The organism is Rhizobium favelukesii (genome assembly GCF_000577275.2).
GTDB lineage: Bacteria > Pseudomonadota > Alphaproteobacteria > Rhizobiales > Rhizobiaceae > Rhizobium > Rhizobium favelukesii.
Genome location: NZ_CBYB010000046.1, coordinates 1 through 17,205 on the forward strand (window position 1 = coordinate 1; position 17,205 = coordinate 17,205).

The window sequence follows — 17,205 nt, forward strand, 5'->3', positions numbered from 1 at the left end:
TCAGGATGTTAAAGAAGGCTGTGTCGCGACTCCGACAAAACCTCCGGGAGGTATCTGATGACGTCACCTGACGCCGCTGTCGCCAGTTTGGCGCTTTCGAAGGAAGTGCCCCTGGAGCGGTGCGCTCACTGCGCTGATAACGCGTCCTCGTTTTGGCGTCCTCTACACGGCGTCCAAAGTCTAACAAGGAGCCGCCAGCAGAAGAGGTCGATCGGTCATAGGTATAGCGCGTCAACCTAGATGAGAGAACGCGTCTCACCTTGATTGATTGCCGCCCTGTACACAGCGTTGGTCTGACCCACCGCCCGTGGGCGATCTCATTTTCCGGTTTCGCCGGAGCTAAATTTGGCGTGCAGTTCGGAAATGAGGCTCTTCAGCTCCCATTCCGGAACCAATGAAGATGCCTCGGTTGGTGGCAGCCAGATTAGCACGCGTTCTCGACACTCCGGAAATGTGAATCTAACCTTTTTAACCTTCAGGAGATGGACTTCCACGACGCACTGAATGGAGCGATTGTCTTCAAGCCTCTTCAGATATGTGTAGTACCCGTACGGCTTCTTTTTGCCTTTGCCTTTTATGCCGCCTTCTTCCCACGCTTCACGTTCCGCAACCTCATGCGGCCGCAACCCCTTGATCGGCCATCCCTTCGGGATGGTCCAGCGGTGCGTTTCGCGTGTCGTGATCAGAAGAACTTCCAGTATCCCGTCAGGATTGACCCGAAAGCAGATGGCACCGACTTGATCGGCAGCCTGTCCATGCATTATGGCCTCCGCATGCAGAGCAGGCCGCGCACTCGCCCAATCGAGTACAGCGAATTTAGGAGTGCACCAAAGATGCCATAGGCCGGTGGATGTAGCTCGAGCGGGATCATTGACCAACGTTCGCTGAGCGCTGGGAAAAAGATGCTGCAATGACTAGAAAGGGTCTGCGGGTCATCCAGCGCCTTGCACTGGTCTCGCGGGCGCGGGATCAGCCAGGTACCTGGCCAATCGCGCGTGTCAAAGGGGAAACGAGACAGGGGTTCTCCATGGATGCGACAGATGCGTGTAGCGGGGTTCCATTGGGCGCCGGTACAGGCCGGACGATTTGAACAGTTAAGTCTCAACAATCGAGCGCGATATGATCGGGAACGGAAATCGCTTTCCCCATAGGTTTTACTTCTCTCTCGCCACTCATCAGCTGGGTCGTTTTCAGGTTGGGCCGGGTCGCTAATCTCGTCAGCGGTTTGCGGCCTCTCAAGCGAAAAGCGAGCGAAAGGACTCGCCGCGCGGCGGTACTTTCTCAGGCTCGAATGGCGCGATGAAGAAGCCTGATCACGCGCTGCCGACGGCGACAGGCAACACGGTTCAAAAAGATCGGAACCGGCCTCGCGTCGCACTCTAAAATGGAGCAAAACGATGAGATTCTCCTCTTCCATGCAGCGTAATACTTTTCCAAAGTTTCCTCTTCCTTTCCTCCATCGCGCCTGCCCGCGACACAGCTGCAGGCTCGTAGTGGCCGCCGCTTTGTGATGGAGAGGTTTCAAATCTCATGCCAATCTGACTAATTAGGCCGCAGAAATGTTTTTTATGACCGTTTTCAGATATTTAGGCCTAGGGAAAGCGAGAGGTTGACGCGACTGGCCTGTGTCACGGATGCAACAAAAAAAGGTGCCGGTTTCATTTCGAATGAGGGCAGGAAGTCGGAGCTGCACACACTAATCTGAGCCAATCAGCGAGCTACTGGGTCCCTCCCTGGCGGTGCGGCTTCCAGTTGTCTTCGTATGCTGCAGGCAAGGTGCGCCCATCGGCGCAAAAAAAAGCGCGATCTGGAGACCAGATCGCGCTAAACCGCACTTGCCGTGCGGGCCCTGGGAGGCATTACTTGGCCGGCTTGGTCACCGGCGGAATGATTTGATCGGCACCTCGCCGGCAAGCGCTGCCGAGAGCTGCGCTCGATCGAGCTCGCCTTCCCACTTCGCCACGACGAGCGTTGCAATTGCATTGCCGATAATATTAGTAATTGCCCGGCATTCCGACATGAAACGGTCGATGCCGAGGATCAGCGCCATACCGGCGACCGGCACCGCCGGAACGACCGAGAGCGTCGCGGCAAGCGTGATGAAACCGGCGCCGGTTATGCCGGCTGCACCCTTTGAACTCAGCATGGCGACGAACAGCAGCAGGATCTGGTCGCCGAGGGAAAGCGGTGTGTCGGTCGCCTGGGCAATGAAGAGCGCCGCAAGGGTCATGTAGATGTTGGTGCCATCGAGGTTAAAGGAAAAACCGGTCGGGATGACGAGACCAACGACCGAACGCTTGCAGCCCGCCTTCTCCATCTTGTTCATGAGGCCTGGAAGCGCAGCCTCTGAGGACGAGGTGCCCAGTACCAGCAGCAGTTCCTCCTTTATATAGCGGATGAGCGCGACGATCGAAAAACCGTTATAACGCGCCACCGCACCGAGCACGAGGAAGACGAAGAGGAATGAGGTGAGATAGAAGGTGCCGATCAACATTGCGAGGTTGGCGATCGAGGCGACGCCGTACTTGCCGATCGTGAAGGCCATGGCTCCGAAGGCACCGATTGGTGCCGCTTTCATGAGGATCGTCACCAGCTGGAAGATCGGCAGTGCCAGCGCTTGCAGGAAGTCGACGACTAGCTCGGCCTTCTTTCCGACCATAGCAAGGGCCATGCCAAAGAGAACGGAGATAAAGAGAACTTGAAGGATGTCGCCTTCGGCGAAGGCGCCTGCAAGCGTCGTCGGAATGATGTGCATGAGGAAAGCGGTCACCGACTGATCGTTTGCCTTCGCCATGTAGGTGGCGATCGAGTTCACGTCGAGCGAGGCCGGGTCGATATGCATGCCCGCGCCCGGCTGCACCACATTCACGACCACGAGGCCCACGACAAGCGCCAGCGTCGAAAAGGTCAAGAAGTACGCCATCGCCTTAGCGGCGACGCGACCGACCTTGGCGAGATCGGTTATGCTGGCGATACCAGTTGCAACGGTCAGGAAGATGACCGGCGCGATAATCATCTTCACGAGCTTGATGAAGGCGTCGCCGAGCGGCTGCATCTGCGTGCCGACTGCGGGGTAAAAATGCCCGAGCAGGATACCCGTGGCGATTGCCGCAAGAACTTGGACATAGAGATGTCGATGGAATGGTGTCTTGCCGCGGATCTTCGCAGAATGCTCAACGTTCATTGCCGAATCCCCCATATGGCGTGAACCGTGCTCAAAGCCGTTTGCCGAATCGACGCCGAGGGCGTAGTTGCGGTCACTAGCAAACGTTAGCTTCACCTAATTCAAACCGGTCGCGCATCCCGGTGTTTCGCTTTGCTCAGGAACAAAGCAGTTTCTATATTCCTTACATTCTCGGCAACTGGGTGCCGTGCATAGCGAAAACCCCTCGGCCTCACAAAGCATGCGATAAAGATACTTTTTCCACCTCATGTGATTGGTATTGCCGGCTGCTAGCGTGGGAAAATGGATGGCAAGCAAGAGGCTAAGTTCGGACCTATCGGATAGACCAAGCTCCAGCCACAGATGGTCGTGGCGCAAGGCGCGCCGGGCGATGATCTTGGCGAAACAAGCGCTTGTTGGGTCGCCCTGTCGAGCATGCGCGAGCAACAGATCCCGCAGAAGTTCCTCTTCCACACCCGGCTCGGCTTCGCGCACGTTTTCCAAGCTGAACGCCTGCTTAACAGTGGCGGGAACACAGTGTTTGAGGATGTCTCGCAGTTCGGCACGGGAAAGGCCGGTTGCCTCGGTCGCAGTTGCCACGTCGGCCGCAATCTCTTCCAACACGTGCAAGAGCACGCAGGAAAAGACGTACTGATCGAAGTCCATATCCAAGTCTATAGGTTGCTTCAGATCCAGCGATTGCGGTGATTGTAGCGAACCAGATCGATCAGTCGGGAGGGTCACTCTCCTATTCGACAAATTTCGGATCTGAGTGACACTTGACATGTTGCTTCCCTCCTTCGCTACGTCGCCACGAGATGATCTGCGGCGCGGCAGCGTACTGCTCTAGGATAGTGTTTCAAAACTCATGCCAATCGCGTTTACAGAGGCTGCTTGATCAAGCTTTTGCTATGTTTTCAAAAGGCTAAGCAAGCTCCTGGTTGCAGGCAGGGTGGACACCGAAGTGTCTAGGAACCGACAAAACGACAAGTTGCGTGTCGGTTCTGCGCCGAAAGTTGCGGGGGCCTCGTTATTGAGACGCTGACAATAAATTCGCGGCGTTCTGGCTTTGCAAGACTGCCATCGCAAGGACAAGGTCAAACGTGGGGTCGAGCTCGCGCCGCGGCCATTTTGGGGCCGCGTTGCATTGATTGTGTCAAAGCTGCGTCAGCCGTCCAACCGGAGAGGGCATGACTTAAAATATAGGCAGCGCTTGCTCAAACCGAAGGGAAAGGGGACTCAGTACGCGCCATGCCAGATCCTTAATCGTGCAGGGCAACGCAGTGCAGTCACGGACACGATGTCAAATGGCACGGCGCTTGCAGCCCGTTGGAAGCCGCCCAACAGCCGAACAGAGCAGTTGACGCGACGCCGCTTACGGGTCCGACTATTGTGAGTTTTTTCGAGACCTCTGGACAATATTGAGGACACTCTATAGCGGGCTCGAAAGCATCCAGAGCCGGAAAGGAGCAATGCTGATGACGATGAAGAAAAGGGTTCCGTTCGTTACTTTTCGCACACGTGTTCGCGATGAGACCGTCGACGGACCAAATCCGTACCGTTGGGAAAACAAGACGACGGAAGATTATTTTGGCGGTAGGCGCACGATTTTATTTTCGCTCCCGGGCGCCTTCACGCCGACCTGTTCAACTTATCAATTGCCCGATTTTGATAAGCTCTACGAGGAATTTGAGAAGCACGGAATCGAGTCGGTCTACTGCCTCTCTGTCAACGACGCATTCGTAATGAATGCGTGGGGCAAGGCATCTGGACTGAAGAAGGTCAAGCTAATTCCTGATGGTTCGGGTGAATTCACTCGCAAGATGGGCATGTTAGTCGCAAAGGACAATCTGGGCTTTGGCCTTCGCTCCTGGCGCTACGCTGCCGTGATCAACGATTGTCTTATAGAACAATGGTTCGTGGAGGAAGGCCTTTCGGACAATTGCGAAACCGATCCCTATGGGGCCTCGTCGCCACAGAACATTCTCAAAACGCTGAAGTCTCTCGAGACCGAGTCCGCCCCTGACCAAAGCGAACGTCTGACGGCTCTTTGAGAGAGGATCCTAAATTTCGTTCCACGACAAGCTCGTGCTCCAATGCTTAAGGTGTGGTTCTGCGTTGGGTTGGTGCGCTGAATGCGCCCCTACCAAGCCTGGCGTACACACTCGTATCGATGCCTGACCAAACCCAGTGCTAACCAGGAATGACCCCTCAGAGTTTACGCTATCCCAGGCGCCCCTCTGCGTTGTTCGGTCTCGACGGTGTTGGAAATGCGACATAGCGGCCTGAGCTTAACGCTGCTTTAGCAGGGTTTTTCGGTTGGCACGCTAAGTGCATCGTCGAATTACGAACAAATCTCGAAACCAGGAGAAACGATCAGATGATCACGCTCACCGAAATGGCAATCGCCGCAGTGAAGGGCGTCATATCCCAGGCTCCCGAGCCTGTGACCGGCTTGCGCATCACCGTCGAAATGGACGGCTGCGCCGGCATTCAATACAATGTGGGCTTGGAGAGCGATTCCCGAGAGGGCGATGCTGTTATTGAGACGGGTGGGGTCAAGGTGTTCGTGGACGCAGGATCTCAACCCCACATTGCCGGCTCGACCTTGGATTTCGTCACGGATCCGGGTTCCTTCGGTTTTATCATCGATCATCCTAACCCGCTGGAGAAGTGCGCCTGCGGCAAGTCCTGTGGCTAATCACATCGCATGCGAACCTGCAAGCGGGATCGACACAGTTGCAATGTTTGTGTCACATCGGTCGTTGAGTGGTATCTAATGGAAGCTATTTATCTCGATAATAATGCATCAACACAAGTCGATGCCGAAGTTGTTCATGCGATGCTACCGTTCTTTTTGAACCAGTTTGGCAACCCTTCATCGATGCATGACAGCGGCGCCGCCGCCAGCGCAGCGATTAAGACGGCGCGGCGGCAGTTGCAAGCGCTGACCGGCGCAAAGTTTGACCATGAGATCGCTTTCACTTCGGGCGGGACCGAAAGCGTTAATACAGCGATTCTTTCGGGTCTTGAGATGGATCCCGGGCGCACGGAGATAGTGACTTCGGCGGTAGAGCATCCGGCCGCGCTGACGCTATGCGCACACCTTGAGAAGACGCGCGGCGTCAAAGTGCACAGGATCCCGGTGGACCACCATGGCCGCCTCGACCTTGATGCCTACAGGACCGCCCTCACCCATCGCGTCGCAATCGTTTCGATCATGTGGGCGAACAACGAGACAGGCACAATATTCCCCGTCGAAAGGCTCGCTGAGATGGCGAAGCAAGTTGGCGCACTTTTTCACGCCGATGCAGTGCAAGCGGTCGGCAAGCAGACGATGGACCTGAAATCGACGGCAATCGACATGCTGTCGCTCTCCGCCCACAAGCTACATGGACCGAAAGGCGTCGGCGCCCTCTACATAAAACGCGATGCGCCCTTTGAGGCACTCGTAAGGGGCGGTCATCAGGAGCGCGGCCGACGCGCCGGCACAGAGAACACGCCCGGGATCGTAGGTTTAGGCAAGGCGGCCGAGCTCGCATTGGAGCGCATGGACGAGGAAAACAAACGCGTAAAATCGCTCCGCGATCGATTGGAGAGAGGACTTCTTGAGCGCATCCCCGGGACCTTCGTCACCGGCGACCCCCTGGCACGATTATCGAATACCACGAACGTCGCCTTCGATCGCATTGCCGGCGAAGCAATACAATTTGTGCTCAATCGCCATGGCATCGCTTGCTCCTCGGGCTCCGCCTGCACTTCTGGTTCCTCGGTGCAGAGCCATGTTCTAACGGCCATGAACATTCGCCAGGTTACGCCACTCGGGGCAGTTCGCTTTTCCTTTTCACGCTATAACCGCGATGAGGACGTCGATCGAGTGCTCGAACTAATACCAGGAATCGTGGCGCAGCTACGTGACGGCGCCGCCCCCGTCTCCAGGGGGCAGGCAAAGTGATGCCGGCCTTCCAATCCCGCTATCCGCTTGAGAGTAACCGAGGTCCAGAAACCGCGATGTTCCACAATAAAACGCCGCTAACAAGGCCCCTGGCGTCACCTCACCCCGCGAGACGAATGGAGACCGTCCACTCGCTCACTTCGGCCTGCGTCCTCAATGCGGGATCGATAGGTCTGCGCGCCGAAGAGATCGACGAGGTTCGTGCCACGGGCGCTTTTGGGCCTCCCAATTCAGCGCAAGTCCCGGATAATACCGTGAGCGGCGTCGCCGCTCTCAACCGCGTCGCATTCTCAATCTGCGAACCACGCGGCGGCGCCTCGGATTCGAGCGAATTGTAGACCACCAAAGGAAAAGGCAAATGAACAGTTGTGCGGGCGAGAGCTATCCCATTGATGTTACCAACATTCTTGAGCGGTTAAAGCGCTTGTCGGCTACTGAGGAATTCTTCGAAGTCCTAGGCGTCTCTTATGATGTGAAGGTGCTCAATGTCTCGCGGCTCCACATCATGAAGCGCATGGGGCAATATCTGGCCGAGGAGGATCATTCAAACCTCCCGGACAAGGCAATCGCTGCTTGCGCGCGCGCCACTCTCGCACGCGCTTACGAAGACTTCGCAAACTCTTCACCGCTTTCCCATCGAGTCTTCAAGGTGCTCAAGGACCGCGATCCGACAAAGGCCGCCGCGCCGCGTCGCATCTTTGTACCATTAGGCCCCAACTTGACCTCAGTCGGACAGAAATAAGTGCAGCAGGGTTGCGACACAAATGTCTCCAATCCGACAGGATCCGTCGTGTCGCTGAACCCTCACAAATGGAACACATTAAGATTTCAGGGGGTTTACCTACCCCCGACGTGGTTGGCACGAGTAATGCTTAGTAAGAAACGCCAATCCACTTCGATCGGGAGCCCAAAGTCATCATGCACATCGTAGTCTGTATCAAGCAGGTGCCGGACTCGGCCCAGATTCGCGTCCATCCGGTGACGAATACCATCATGCGCCAAGGCGTGCCGACAATCATCAACCCGTACGATCTCTTCGCGCTCGAAGAGGCATTCAAAGTGCGTGACTGCCATGGGGGGACGATCACTGTCCTCACTATGGGCCCACCCATGGCAGAGCAAGCGATGCGCAAGGCGCTCACTTATGGCGCCGACCGCGCGATACTTTTGACCGACCGTCACTTTGCGGGGTCCGACACGTTGGCGACTTCATTCGCTATCGCTCAAGCAATCGCGAAGATTGGCGATAGCTTTGGCGCGCCTGATATCGTCTTCACCGGTAAGCAGACGATCGACGGCGACACCGCCCAGGTCGGGCCTGGAATTGCCAAGCGTCTGAATCTCCAACAGCTGACTTATATAACGAAAATCGCTTCTATCGATCGCCATGCGCGCGAGATCACCGTTGAGCGGCGCTCGGAAGGCGGCACGCAGATGCTGAAGAGCAAATTTCCGTGCCTTATCACTATGCTGGAGGGTGTCAATTCTATCCGCCGCGGCTCTCTCGATGATGCTTTGCGTGCCGCCCGGTCCCCAATTCTGAAGTGGAGTGCGGCCGACGCTGGAATTGAGGAACTGGCTAGCTGCGGCTTGAGAGGGTCGCCGACGGTCGTGAAACGCGTATTCGCTCCCACCGCCCGAGCGCAAAAAGCTATGCAAATCGACACAACCGACAAAGCCGTTGGCGATGTCGCTGACGAGGTGGTCGCATCAATCTTCACCAACCAACCTGCGTTGGAGGGTGAGCTTTCATCCAATGGCAGCGCGTGAGCGGCAAGGAGGAGCGCATGATGGAAATCCAAAAAAGTGAGACGCCGTCTCAAGCCACCGGCCGTGCCGGCATGAAGAAGGAGTTGCCGAAGCATTATCAGGATCATCGGCACGTCTGGGTCTTCATTGAGCTGGAGCGGGGCCAGGTCCATCCCGTGTCCCTCGAATTGCTCGGTGAAGGCCGCAAGCTTGCCGACAAGCTGGGCGTTCAGCTTGCTGGCGTGGTCGTCGGGCCGCCGGACGGAGTGGGGACCGGGCCTGCCATTGCAGACGCCTTCGCTTATGGGGCCGATCTCGCCTACCTTATTGAGTCGCCGCTACTAGTAGACTATCGAAATGAGCCATTCACCAAAGCCCTGACAGATCTGGTCAATAGCCATAAACCTGAAATTCTGCTTCTGGGCGCGACCACGCTCGGCCGCGACCTTGCGGGTTCTGTGGCAACTACCTTGCAGACAGGGCTCACGGCCGACTGCACGGAACTGGACGTCGATGTAGATGGTTCCCTCGCGGCAACACGGCCGACCTTCGGCGGTTCTTTGCTGTGCACTATCTATACTCTCAACTGCCGTCCGCAAATGGCAACAGTGCGTCCGAGGGTCATGGCGATGCCGCAGCGATTGGCTAAGCCAATCGGACGCGTTATCCGACATGATTTGATAATGGTCGAGGAAGAGATCATCACGAAAGTCCTTGGCTTCCTCTCTGACAGCCAATCGGAAGATGCCAATCTCGCCTACGCCGATGTCGTGGTTGGCGGCGGGCTCGGGCTCGGCGCAGCCGAGAACCTGCAGCACGTGAAGGATCTCGCGAGGACGATCGGCGGTGAGTTTGGCTGTTCGCGACCGCTGGTCCAAAAGGGTTGGATGCCGTTTGATCGACAGATCGGTCAGACCGGCAAGACGATCCGACCCAAGCTCTACGTTGCAGCCGGAATATCGGGCGCAATCCAGCATCGGGTTGGCGTCGAAGGAGCTGATTTTATTGTCGCTATCAACACCGATCGGAACGCACCGATCTTCGATTTCGCCCACGTGGGCGTTGTTGCTGATGCAATCCGGTTCCTTCCAGCATTGACCGCGGCCTTCACGAGGCGATTGGCGCCGCGCGATCATCGGAAACTAGTGAACTGAGGAAGGTCCAATGAGCGAGGAGAAATTCGACGCCATCGTAGTCGGAGCCGGTATGTCCGGCAACGCTGCTGCTTACACGATGGCTAGGTCCGGTCTGAATGTGCTGCAATTGGAGCGCGGAGAGTATCCGGGCTCCAAAAACGTTCAAGGCGCCATATTGTATGCCAATACGTTGGAGACGATAATTCCCGATTTCCGCGACGACGCGCCTCTTGAACGGCATCTGGTCGAGCAGCGGTTCTGGATAATGGACGATACGTCGCACACAGGAATGCACTATCGATCGGATGACTTCAACGAGCAGAGGCCAAACCGCTACACTATCATCCGCGCCCAATTCGATAAGTGGTTCTCAGGAAAGGTGCGTGAGGCGGGCGGCACGGTACTATGCGAGACAACGGTGACGAAACTTGCCCAGGATTTGAGTGGTAAGGTGATAGGCGTCCACACGGACCGCACCGGCGACGTGATCCTTGCGGATGTCGTCGTTCTCGCTGAAGGGGCAAATGGGCTCCTCGGCACACGGGCCGGATTGCGCGAGATGCCGAAGCCGGAAAATGTTGCACTCGCCGTCAAGGAAATGCATTTCCTGCCGGAAGAAGTCATTGCAGAGCGCTTCGGCCTGACCGAAGACGAAGGCTGCGTGATCGAAGCAGGCGGGACAATCTCACGCGGAATGGCCGGACTGGGCTTCCTCTATACCAACAGAGAGTCAATTTCGCTTGGCATCGGCTGCCTCGTCTCCGGCTTAGCATCAACCATGGAAAAACCGTACGCTCTTCTCGACGCCTTCAAGGGCCATCCCTCGATCCGACCGCTGATAGCGGGGTCGGAGGTCAAAGAATACGCCGCGCATCTCATCCCGGAGGGCGGCTTCAAGGCAATCCCGCAGCTCTTCGGCAATGGCTGGGTCGTCGTTGGCGACGCAGCGCAACTCAACAATGCCGTGCATCGCGAGGGTTCCAACCTTGCCATGGCTTCGGGGCGTATGGTCGGCGAATCAATTTTTCAGATAAAATGCCGCGGAGGTGCCATGACCACGCAGAACCTCTCCCTCTACAAGCGCATGCTGGACAGGTCCTTCGTTATGAAAGACCTGATGAAGCACAAAGATATGCCCGCCCTCCTCCATAACAATCGTCAAAGCTTTTTCACGACTTATCCGAAGCTGATATCGCAGGCCGCGCAGAATTTCGTGCGCGTTGACGGTACTCCTAAGATTGAGAGCGAAAAGGCGACATCCGCCGCCTTCGTCAAGGCACGTTCGCGTTGGGGGTTGGTCAGTGACGCGGTCCGTCTCGCCTTGGCCTGGCGCTAAAGGAGAATTCAGATGAAGGTCACGACAATGGAACGCATCGAAGACAAACTCTACCAAAATCGTTATCTGGTCGATACGGGGCGCCCACACATAAAAGTGCGACCGCATTTGTCGCCAAGCCCGAACCTGCTTGCGTTAACGCAAATTTGTCCGGCCAAATGCTATGAGGAGAACGATGCCGGGCAGGTGGAAATTGTTGTGGATGGCTGCATGGAGTGCGGCACATGCAGAGTGTTATGCGAAGCAAATGGTGACATCGAGTGGAATTATCCGCGAGGCGGGTTCGGGATCCTCTTCAAGTTCGGATGATGAGGGCCATCTCCAGCTCAGAATGCATTGACCGCCCTCTGCTAAGCGACGGCAGATAAAGGAATCGTCATGACAGCTTGCATATCATTTTATTTTTTCTGCGGTTCCGAATGGAGGTATAAAACTTCCGAATGCTCGAACAACAAAGTTCGCGCACTGGGGGTAGAAAACTATGGGCAGCCTACCAAACGGGTTTACATACTCCGATAGAGTTCGGCCGGCGGGCGAGCAATCGGTCATGAACACGCATAACCCGGATATGTGGCGCAGTGGAATCTATCGGATATCGAGAGACCTCCTCGCTTCCTCTCGTCTTGAGATTGCATTTTCTAATGTGCTGAATAGCCTCTCTTTGCTTCTGCCAATGCGCCACGGCGAGATCGTGATTTCAGCCGAGGAAGGGAAGGCAGAGGTAACCATATGCTCCGGCTTCGGCCGTGACTCTCCCTCACCCACTCCCACGATCAAACCGAAGGCGGCAATAGAGCATATCATCGCTACCGGTGCGGCACTCGTCGTGCCTGATATTAGGAAATCGGACTTATTCAACACTACATTGCGGACGTCTCAAGACGGCAATCTTGCCGTTACCTTCATGGGGGTCCCCATCAAGGCGGGCAAGGTGGTGCTCGGGGCACTATGGATTGATCGCGTTAAGACTGGCACCACCAGTGATAACTACAAGGAGGAGATACTTTTCCTAACCATGGTCGCCAACCTCACCGGATCGGCCAGCCGGCTCAATCGAGATGTTTGCAGAGATGGCGAATCAATAATCGAGGAACGAGCAGAGCGGATTTCCCGCGTCGAGGGAAAGCCTGGCCCCACCCCGCGAACGCAAATCAGCTGGATTGTCGGAGAGAGTCCTGCGCTCAAGGAGGTCGTCCAGACCGCCGCTATCGTGGCGACGACCAACTCCGCTGTGCTTTTGAGGGGCGAGAGCGGCACCGGCAAGGAATCCTTTGCAAGGGCGATACACGAATTGTCGGCACGGCGAAAGAAGCCCTTCGTGAAACTGAATTGCGCCGCACTATCGTCGGGTGTTCTGGAATCCGAGCTGTTTGGGCATGAAAAAGGCGCTTTTACAGGAGCGATCTCGCAGCGTGCAGGCCGTTTCGAACTGGCGGATGGTGGCACGTTGCTGCTGGATGAAATAGGCGAAATATCGCCAGAATTTCAAGCGAAGTTATTACGCGTGTTGCAGGAGGGTGAACTTGAGCGGGTCGGCGGAACGAAGACGCTTAAAGTTAATGTTCGCCTCATATGCGCCACCAACAGAGACCTCGAGACGGCCGTTGCGTGCGGGACGTTTAGAGCCGACTTATATTACCGGATCAATGTGGTGCCCATTATTTTGCCGCCGCTGAGGCAGCGCGAGGGTGACATTCCGCGTCTAGCGAAAGTATTCCTCAAGCGATTCAACGAGGAGAATGATCGAAACGTTGACTTCTCGCCATCGGCACTGGACATTTTGTCGCGATGCGACTTCCCCGGTAACGTTCGCGAGCTCGAAAACTGCGTACAAAGAACCGCCACTCTAGCCGGTAAAAATACGATCGTTCCATCAGATTTCGCGTGTCAACAGGGCCGATGCTTTTCTTCGCTCCTCGGGAAAGGAGCTGATTGTAATAGTTGCAACACCGCGATCAGCGACCTCGTTCCGGGCAACAGGGTGTTAGTCGGACCACCGGCCAACTCCGGCACTACAAGCGGTCCCGCATCCACAATCGGCGCACCGAGTCTGACCGACCGTGACCGACTAATCAATGCAATGGAGATGGCCGGTTGGGTTCAGGCCAGGGCGGCTCGTATCCTCGGCCTGACGCCGCGCCAAGTCGGCTATGCTCTGCGCCGGCTTCGTATAGAGGTCAAAAAGTTCTAACGGCGAGTGATCATGGACTTCATGAGCGTCACTTTTGTCTTCAGTTGGTCTAACGCGACACACCGTGTGCGACGTGGCCCTGTCGCAAGTTCGACAAAACCATTGTAGCGAGCAAGCTCGCAAAACGGACACGCAAGCTATTGCGTGGAAACATTACCATTTTTTGAATTGGCATTGCTCTTGCGTCTGAAGCTGTAAAGTTAACTCGTCAATGGAGCCGTGCGATGCCGCAACCGATGATACAGCTTGAGACTACCAGGAAAGCATCCCTCGACGGAGTGCCGCGGGCCGCAAAATCTGTCGGCTACGCACCTTCCTCCTGCGGCCTTTCGGCGCCGGACGACATAGATCCGGCGACCTGGGAAAGGATCAAGGACCACCCCTGTTTTTCGCAAGAAGCGCATCACTATTTCGCCCGCATGCATGTCGCGGTCGCGCCAGCCTGCAACATCCAGTGCAACTACTGCAATCGTAAATATGACTGCGCCAACGAAAGTCGACCGGGGGTTGCATCGGAAAAGCTTACTCCGGACCAAGCGCTGCGTAAGGTGATTGCGGTCGCCAGCGAAGTGCCGCAGCTTTCCGTCCTCGGCATCGCCGGGCCGGGCGACGCTTGTTACGATTGGAAGAAGACAAAAGCAACGTTCGAACGTGTCGCGAGGGAAATCCCCGATATCAAGCTATGCATCTCGACTAATGGGCTCGCGCTGCCTGACCATGTCGATGAGCTTGCCGAGATGAATGTTGATCACGTTACGATCACCATCAACATGGTGGACCCGGAGGTCGGGGCAAAGATCTATCCCTGGATATTCTATGGGCACCGTCGCTACACCGGCATCGAAGCCGCCAGGATCCTTCACGAGCGGCAAATGTTGGGGTTGGAGATGCTGAAAAAAAAAGACATCCTCACTAAGATCAATTCGGTGATGATCCCGGGCGTCAATGACGCGCACCTCGTCGAGGTCAACAGATGGGTCAGGGACCGCGGCGCATTCATGCATAACGTGATGCCGCTGATTTCCGAGCCTTCACACGGTACCTATTACGGACTGACCGGCCAGCGTGGTCCACAGCCGTTAGAACTGGAGGCGCTTCAGGATCGCCTGGAAGGCGGCGCCAAGCTGATGCGCCATTGCAGGCAGTGCCGCGCCGACGCTGTTGGTCTACTCGGCGATGATCGCAGGCGAGAGTTTACGCGAGACCACATCTCCAGCGATATTACTTACAACGCCAGCAAGCGCCACGCCTACCGCCAGCTAGTCGCGTTGGAGCGCGGAGATCATCTGGCGGCAAGGAAGGACGCGATCACAGCTGTCACGTCCGCAGAGTCCGGCGGACGGCTTCATGTTGCCGTGACCACCAAAGGCGGCGGCCGAATCAACGAACACTTCGGGCACGCGACGGAACTCCAAGTTTACGCAGTCTCTCAGAAAGGGATTAACTTGGTAGGGCATCGCAAGGTCGAACAGTACTGCCTCGGCGGCTGGGGCGAGGAGGCCACCCTTTATAACATCATCAGTGCGCTCGAAGGCATAGACATCTTACTCTGTGCCAAGATCGGTGATTCCCCAAAGAAACAACTAGCAGAAGCGGGTGTGCGAGCAACGGACGCTTTTGGCTATGACTACATCGAAACTGCGATCGGTGAGCTTTACGCCGCCGAGTTTGGTGTTAAACCGTTGGTTGCAACGGCCTGAGCCGCCTTCTGACTGAACCTGGAGCTAGAACATGGCCTTCAAGATCATTGCGTCCCAATGCACCCAGTGCGGCGCATGCGAATACGAATGTCCCTCAGATGCAATCAATTTCAAGGGGGAAAAGTACGTTATCGATCCTAAGAAGTGCACCGAGTGCAAGGGAGAATTCGACACGCAGCAATGCGCCTCGGTGTGTCCGGTGCCTAAGACTTGCGTCCCGGCTTGACCACCAATCGATAATTGCAGCACAAGGATGAGAGGAGCGGCCATGGGCCTTCTACGCGAACAGGAAGTTGAAATCCGTGAGCGACCGCGGTTTAGGCCGGGTGAGCGGGTCCGCGCCACCCGCCAAGTAAGGAATGACGGCACCTATCCTGGGAAGGACATCGGTGAAAATCTCGTGCGCAAGGGCGACGAGGGCTTTGTGCGCGACGTGGGCACCTTTCTTCAGCAATTTTATATCTATGCGGTCGAATGGGTTGATCGCGGCACCATCGTCGGGATGCGTGCCTATGAAATAACGAGCCTGGAGGTTGCAACTCCGGGGACTTCTGAAATCGCCACTTGTCTTAAAGAAGGGATAGCCAGATGAAAGTGACCGTTCGTAGAAACGGCGCCGATTTGTCGGTTTATATTCCAAAGAAAGATCTCGAGGAGCCGGTGATTTCGGTCGAGAATGAAAATCTGTGGGGCGGCTTTGTATTGCTGAGGAATGGATGGCGGCTAGCCCTCCCCGAGCTGCCGCAGAACACCCGCCTGCCCGTTACTGTCGAGGCGAGGAGGCTACCCAGTGAAGACTGATGGAGTAGGCATCAAATAAGCGGCGAAGCCGATGCAGACATCCCTGGCGAGTATGGCATCGAGTGTAGTCGCGGCTGTTAGGCGTTATCAAGCCGCGCTTCTGCCCAATCCCGCATATTGATCACTCTCCAGCAACGGAGCTATGGAAATATCATCAACGTCTATGCCGCCGACGATGAGCAATCATCCTTCTGACCGAGATGGCATCGATACGCTGTGCCCTACGCTGGACAGAAGACAGGAACAACTTCCTCGATGATTCGAACCCTTTCAGATCCAGACGCCATCGTGCGTCTCAAAACGAAATCTCCACGGTAACAACTAGTGGGGTGCATTGTGTCGATATGCGCATAAGGATTGGTTTCGTGCGGCCGCTACCCCTTCGGCAACAAGAGAGATGCGATAGCCTTGACACTCTCTTCGATTGGCGGACCTGCGCCGTGCACAGCAATGTCTGGTGCGAGTGGCCTTTCGTAGGGGCTGCCTATGCCTGTCATGTTGGGCAATGAACCGCTTCGGGCCTTCTTGCACAAGCCCTTCGGATCGCGGCTTTCACAGGTGTCGTACCAACATAAACTTCCGAAAAATTGTTCTTACCAAGTAATTCGCGCGCCAACTCCCGCTCACGGAGAAACGGCGAGATAAACACAACCAGTACGATCAATCCTGCGTCCATTATTAACTTCGCAACTTCAGCAATTCGTCTGATGTTTTCAGCCCCATCCGCATCGGTAAAACGGTAAAACCGAGATCTTTATTGAGGGCGTGTCGAATGTTGTCAGTTCCTCTCTTCAGTAACGTTGAGTCGTTGAGTCTGTAGTTCACTGAGCCCTGTGAAGCTTGAGGTACCGCTGACGAGAGTAACACGGATTCAGTTGCTGAGGTTGAGGCGAATGCCGAAGAACACAAACTGCTTGAAGGAAGCAGCGGGGGGTCCCACCGGCTGCCGAACACGTTCATGATTCAAAGGTGCGGCTGCTAAACGCAGGACGGACAGCATCGGGTACGCAAGTGGGAGCGCAAGAGTATACTCAAAGGCCATCAAGAGCAGCCGGAATATCAACAATTTACTATCGATGGGCGTTTCGATCCGCAGAAATCCGAGGAATTCTTGGTCAATATCAGAGTTAATGCTCTTGGCAACTCCTAAGACGTCTCCGACTGAGGATCAATG

At 55.9% G+C, this 17,205-nt stretch carries 16 protein-coding genes and 1 pseudogene; 13 read left to right on the forward strand and 4 right to left on the reverse strand.

What is annotated here, in order from left to right:
• Nucleotides 1–317: 317 nt before the first annotated feature.
• The 3 genes from LPU83_RS37785 to LPU83_RS37795 form a co-directional block, all read right to left on the reverse strand.
• Nucleotides 318–761, reverse strand: a complete 444-nt coding sequence (locus LPU83_RS37785) for an NUDIX hydrolase (RefSeq protein WP_051166765.1) — start codon at nucleotides 759–761, stop codon at nucleotides 318–320.
• 1,115 nt (nucleotides 762–1,876) lie between these two features.
• Nucleotides 1,877–3,184 carry a dicarboxylate/amino acid:cation symporter gene (locus LPU83_RS37790; protein WP_037071367.1) on the reverse strand — a complete coding sequence of 436 codons (1,308 nt, stop codon included), beginning with the start codon at nucleotides 3,182–3,184 and terminating at the stop codon, nucleotides 1,877–1,879.
• A 96-nt stretch (nucleotides 3,185–3,280) separates the two neighbouring features.
• On the reverse strand, nucleotides 3,281–3,949 hold the full coding sequence (locus LPU83_RS37795; RefSeq protein WP_024318434.1) for a nitrogen fixation protein NifQ: 669 nt from the start codon (nucleotides 3,947–3,949) through the stop codon (nucleotides 3,281–3,283).
• A gap of 692 nt (nucleotides 3,950–4,641) precedes the next feature.
• Here LPU83_RS37795 and LPU83_RS37800 point away from each other — a divergent pair.
• From LPU83_RS37800 to nifT, 13 genes are all read left to right on the forward strand, one after another.
• Nucleotides 4,642–5,217: a peroxiredoxin gene (locus LPU83_RS37800; RefSeq protein WP_024318435.1), complete on the forward strand. Its 576-nt coding sequence runs from the start codon at nucleotides 4,642–4,644 to the stop codon at nucleotides 5,215–5,217.
• A 326-nt stretch (nucleotides 5,218–5,543) separates the two neighbouring features.
• Complete coding sequence (locus tag LPU83_RS37805; protein WP_024318436.1) at nucleotides 5,544–5,864, forward strand: iron-sulfur cluster assembly accessory protein; 321 nt, start codon at nucleotides 5,544–5,546, stop codon at nucleotides 5,862–5,864.
• A 78-nt stretch (nucleotides 5,865–5,942) separates the two neighbouring features.
• Nucleotides 5,943–7,118 carry a cysteine desulfurase NifS gene (gene nifS, locus LPU83_RS37810; protein ID WP_024318437.1) on the forward strand — a complete coding sequence of 392 codons (1,176 nt, stop codon included), beginning with the start codon at nucleotides 5,943–5,945 and terminating at the stop codon, nucleotides 7,116–7,118.
• Between the two features lie 358 nt (nucleotides 7,119–7,476).
• Nucleotides 7,477–7,860, forward strand: a complete 384-nt coding sequence (gene nifW / locus LPU83_RS37815; RefSeq protein WP_024318439.1) for a nitrogenase stabilizing/protective protein NifW — start codon at nucleotides 7,477–7,479, stop codon at nucleotides 7,858–7,860.
• Nucleotides 7,861–8,036: 176 nt separating this feature from the next.
• On the forward strand, nucleotides 8,037–8,888 hold the full coding sequence (locus LPU83_RS37820; protein WP_024318440.1) for an electron transfer flavoprotein subunit beta/FixA family protein: 852 nt from the start codon (nucleotides 8,037–8,039) through the stop codon (nucleotides 8,886–8,888).
• A gap of 20 nt (nucleotides 8,889–8,908) precedes the next feature.
• A complete protein-coding gene (locus tag LPU83_RS37825; protein WP_024318441.1) occupies nucleotides 8,909–10,021 on the forward strand; it encodes an electron transfer flavoprotein subunit alpha/FixB family protein in 1,113 nt (370 codons plus the stop codon).
• A gap of 10 nt (nucleotides 10,022–10,031) precedes the next feature.
• On the forward strand, nucleotides 10,032–11,339 hold the full coding sequence (locus LPU83_RS37830) for an FAD-dependent oxidoreductase (RefSeq protein WP_024318442.1): 1,308 nt from the start codon (nucleotides 10,032–10,034) through the stop codon (nucleotides 11,337–11,339).
• 12 nt (nucleotides 11,340–11,351) lie between these two features.
• Nucleotides 11,352–11,648: a ferredoxin family protein gene (locus LPU83_RS37835; RefSeq protein WP_024318443.1), complete on the forward strand. Its 297-nt coding sequence runs from the start codon at nucleotides 11,352–11,354 to the stop codon at nucleotides 11,646–11,648.
• A gap of 238 nt (nucleotides 11,649–11,886) precedes the next feature.
• Nucleotides 11,887–13,530: a nif-specific transcriptional activator NifA gene (gene nifA, locus LPU83_RS37840; protein ID WP_024318444.1), complete on the forward strand. Its 1,644-nt coding sequence runs from the start codon at nucleotides 11,887–11,889 to the stop codon at nucleotides 13,528–13,530.
• 224 nt (nucleotides 13,531–13,754) lie between these two features.
• Complete coding sequence (gene nifB / locus LPU83_RS37845) at nucleotides 13,755–15,230, forward strand: nitrogenase cofactor biosynthesis protein NifB (protein WP_024318445.1); 1,476 nt, start codon at nucleotides 13,755–13,757, stop codon at nucleotides 15,228–15,230.
• 31 nt (nucleotides 15,231–15,261) lie between these two features.
• Complete coding sequence (locus LPU83_RS37850; protein WP_024318446.1) at nucleotides 15,262–15,456, forward strand: 4Fe-4S dicluster domain-containing protein; 195 nt, start codon at nucleotides 15,262–15,264, stop codon at nucleotides 15,454–15,456.
• Nucleotides 15,457–15,498: 42 nt separating this feature from the next.
• Nucleotides 15,499–15,822 carry a nitrogen fixation protein NifZ gene (locus LPU83_RS37855; RefSeq protein WP_024318447.1) on the forward strand — a complete coding sequence of 108 codons (324 nt, stop codon included), beginning with the start codon at nucleotides 15,499–15,501 and terminating at the stop codon, nucleotides 15,820–15,822.
• A complete protein-coding gene (gene nifT / locus LPU83_RS37860; RefSeq protein WP_024318448.1) occupies nucleotides 15,819–16,031 on the forward strand; it encodes a putative nitrogen fixation protein NifT in 213 nt (70 codons plus the stop codon). The genes LPU83_RS37855 and nifT overlap by 4 nt, the downstream gene beginning before the upstream one ends.
• A gap of 374 nt (nucleotides 16,032–16,405) precedes the next feature.
• Here nifT and LPU83_RS37865 read toward each other — a convergent pair.
• Nucleotides 16,406–16,811 (reverse strand): annotated as a pseudogene (locus tag LPU83_RS37865) (adenylyl-sulfate kinase); the annotation flags it as partial.
• Between the last annotated feature and the right edge of the window lie 394 nt (nucleotides 16,812–17,205).

Excerpts from the sequence above, each read along its gene's own strand:
- LPU83_RS37825 (WP_024318441.1), top strand. The coding sequence starts at position 8,909 with ATGGAAATCCAAAAAAGTGAGACGCCGTCTCAAGCCACCGGCCGTGCC.
- LPU83_RS37800 (WP_024318435.1), top strand. The coding sequence starts at position 4,642 with ATGACGATGAAGAAAAGGGTTCCGTTCGTTACTTTTCGCACACGTGTT.
- LPU83_RS37805 (WP_024318436.1), top strand. The coding sequence starts at position 5,544 with ATGATCACGCTCACCGAAATGGCAATCGCCGCAGTGAAGGGCGTCATA.
- nifT (WP_024318448.1), top strand. The coding sequence starts at position 15,819 with ATGAAAGTGACCGTTCGTAGAAACGGCGCCGATTTGTCGGTTTATATT.
- LPU83_RS37790 (WP_037071367.1), bottom strand. The coding sequence starts at position 3,184 with ATGAACGTTGAGCATTCTGCGAAGATCCGCGGCAAGACACCATTCCAT.
- LPU83_RS37850 (WP_024318446.1), top strand. The coding sequence starts at position 15,262 with ATGGCCTTCAAGATCATTGCGTCCCAATGCACCCAGTGCGGCGCATGC.
- nifB (WP_024318445.1), top strand. The coding sequence starts at position 13,755 with ATGCCGCAACCGATGATACAGCTTGAGACTACCAGGAAAGCATCCCTC.
- LPU83_RS37835 (WP_024318443.1), top strand. The coding sequence starts at position 11,352 with ATGAAGGTCACGACAATGGAACGCATCGAAGACAAACTCTACCAAAAT.
- LPU83_RS37820 (WP_024318440.1), top strand. The coding sequence starts at position 8,037 with ATGCACATCGTAGTCTGTATCAAGCAGGTGCCGGACTCGGCCCAGATT.
- nifW (WP_024318439.1), top strand. The coding sequence starts at position 7,477 with ATGAACAGTTGTGCGGGCGAGAGCTATCCCATTGATGTTACCAACATT.
- nifA (WP_024318444.1), top strand. The coding sequence starts at position 11,887 with ATGAACACGCATAACCCGGATATGTGGCGCAGTGGAATCTATCGGATA.
- LPU83_RS37855 (WP_024318447.1), top strand. The coding sequence starts at position 15,499 with ATGGGCCTTCTACGCGAACAGGAAGTTGAAATCCGTGAGCGACCGCGG.
- LPU83_RS37785 (WP_051166765.1), bottom strand. The coding sequence starts at position 761 with ATGCATGGACAGGCTGCCGATCAAGTCGGTGCCATCTGCTTTCGGGTC.
- LPU83_RS37830 (WP_024318442.1), top strand. The coding sequence starts at position 10,032 with ATGAGCGAGGAGAAATTCGACGCCATCGTAGTCGGAGCCGGTATGTCC.
- nifS (WP_024318437.1), top strand. The coding sequence starts at position 5,943 with ATGGAAGCTATTTATCTCGATAATAATGCATCAACACAAGTCGATGCC.
- LPU83_RS37795 (WP_024318434.1), bottom strand. The coding sequence starts at position 3,949 with ATGTCAAGTGTCACTCAGATCCGAAATTTGTCGAATAGGAGAGTGACC.